Raw genomic sequence first — 2,428 nt, 5'->3', positions numbered from 1 at the left:
GGCGAGCTCGCCGCGGCCCACGTCGCGGGCGTGTTCTCCCTGGACGACGCGGCCCGCCTGGTCGCCGCGCGCGGCAGGCTCATGCACCAGCTGCCCGCGACCGGCGCCATGGTCGCCGTGGAGGCCACCGAGGAGGAGGTCCGCGCGAAGCTGGCAGGCCAGCCGGGGCTGGTCGACATCGCCGCCGTCAACGGGCCGCGCGCCGTCGTCCTCGCGGGCGAGGAACAGGCCACCCTGGCAGCCGCCGAGCCGTGGCGCGCCCTCGGCAGGCGCACCCGCAGGCTCAACGTCAGCCACGCCTTCCACTCCCCGCTCGTGGAGCCGGTCCTCGACGCGTTCGCCGAGGTCGCCGCCACCGTCACCTACCACCGGCCGACCACCCCGATCGTCTCCACCCTCACCGGCGCCGCCGACGCGCCGGTGGACACCCCCGACCACTGGGTGCGGCACGTGCGCGGCGCCGTCCGGTTCGCCCCCGCCACCACCGCGCTGGTCGCGCTCGGCGCCACCACGTTCCTGGAGGTCGGGCCGGACACCGTGCTCGCCACCATGGCCGAGCAGGTGCTCGACGCGCTGCCCGAGCGGCGCGACCGGGCCGCCCTCGCCTCCACCCGCCGCGACCGCCCCGAGGTCGACACCACCGCCGAGACCCTGGCGCTGCTGCACACCAGGGGAGTGGCCGTCGACTGGGCCGCGTTCCTCGACGGCTCCGGGGCCAGGCACGTCGACCTGCCCACCTACGGCTTCCAGCGCGACCGGTACGCGCTCGTCGTCGCCCCCGGCGCGGGCCGGACCGCCGCCGCCCCCGACTGGGAGGAGATCCACCCGACCCGGCCCGCCGAGCCGAGGTCCCTCGTCGTGCTCGACCTGGACCACGGCGCGGCCGACCTGCCCGGCCTGCCGGTCGTCACCACCGCCGCCGACGTGCCCGCCGACGCCGACGCGGTGCTGCTGCCGCTGGCCGTGCACCTCGCCGCCGACCCGGCGGACACCCCCGAGGCCCGCTACGCCCGCACCAGGGGCACCCTGGACCTGGTGCAGGGCTGGGACGGCCCCCGGCTCGTCGTCACCACCACCGGGATCGCCCCGGCGCTGGGCGGCGACCGGGCGGGCGAGGACGCCAGGCTCGCCTGGACCCTGCTGCGCGCCGCCGCCGAGCACAACGGGCGGGTCCTGCTGGTCGACCTGGACACCGACCGGCCCGACCCCGACGTGCTCGCGGCCCTGCTCGCGGCGGGCGTCCCGCTGGCCGCCGCGCGCGGCGACCGGCTCCTGGTCCCGCCCCGCGAGGGCGCGCCCACCGCCGAGCCGGTCACCTCGCGGCTGCTCGCCGACCTCGCCGCCGCGCCCGCCGCCAAGCACCGGACGATCCTGCTGGCGGCCGTGCTCGCCGAGGTCGCCTCGGTGCTGCACCGCGACGACGCCGACGGCATCGAGGAGGACCGGGCCCTCCAGGAGCTCGGCTTCGACTCGCTCACCTCGGTCGACCTGCGCAACCGGCTCAACGCCGCCACCGGCGCGGCGCTGCCCGCCACCGCCGTGTTCGACCACCCGACCCCGGCCGCCCTCGCCGACCACCTGCTCGGGCTGCTCGCGCCCGGCGGGCCGGAACCCGCCGCGCCGCTGCACGCCGAGCTGGACCGGCTGGAGTCGCTGCTCGCCACCGCCCCGCGCGGCGGCGACGGCGCCGAGTCGACCGCCGAGGTCGCCGACCGGCTGCGCGCCATCCTCGCGCGGCTCACCGAACCCACCACCGCCGCGAACACCCCTGGCGAGGACCCGGTGGGGCAGCTGGCGGAAGCCACCGCGGACGACCTGTTCGCGTTCATCGACAACGAGCTGGGCCGCACCGCGGGCTGACCGCCCGACACCGACGACGCACGTGCCAAGGAGGGCGGGAACCCGCATGTCCCAGGACAAGGAAGACAAGCTCGTCGAGTACCTGAAGTGGGTCAGCGCCGACCTGAAGAAGACCAAGCAGCGCCTCGCCGAGCTGGAGTCGGGCAAGCGCGAGCCGGTCGCCATCGTCGGCATGGCCTGCCGCTTCCCCGGCGGCGTGTCCTCACCCGAGGACCTGTGGCGGCTGGTCGCCGACGGCCGGGACGCCATCGCGCCCTTCCCCGACGACCGGGGCTGGGACACCGACGGCATCTACGACCCCGAACCGGGCCTGCCCGGCAAGTCCTACTCGCGGCACAGCGGGTTCATCGCGGACGCCACCACGTTCGACGCCGAGTTCTTCGGCATCAGCCCCCGCGAGGCCACCGCCATGGACCCCCAGCAGCGGGTCCTGCTGGAGGTCGCCTGGGAGGCGCTCGAACGCGCCCACCTCGACCCGGCCGCGCTCAGGGGCAGCCGCACCGGCGTGTTCGCGGGCATCGTCGCCCAGAGCTACCTGGGGCTCAGCGGCCCCACCGACCTGGAGGGC

The 2,428-nt window shown here is 76.9% G+C and carries 2 protein-coding genes; both read left to right on the top strand.

Annotated elements, in window-relative coordinates:
- On the top strand, positions 1-1,860 hold a 1,860-nt coding region (locus tag ACTUAL_RS15660; protein ID WP_440900776.1), incomplete at its 5' end, for an acyltransferase domain-containing protein.
- Between the two features lie 46 nt (positions 1,861-1,906).
- Positions 1,907-2,428 (top strand): beta-ketoacyl synthase N-terminal-like domain-containing protein (locus tag ACTUAL_RS15655; protein ID WP_440900775.1); only part of this gene is annotated, 522 nt, incomplete at its 3' end.

The organism is Actinosynnema sp., assembly GCF_052038725.1.
Note: the sequence above shows the minus strand (reverse complement) of the source record. Positions and strands in the feature narration are given on the sequence as shown.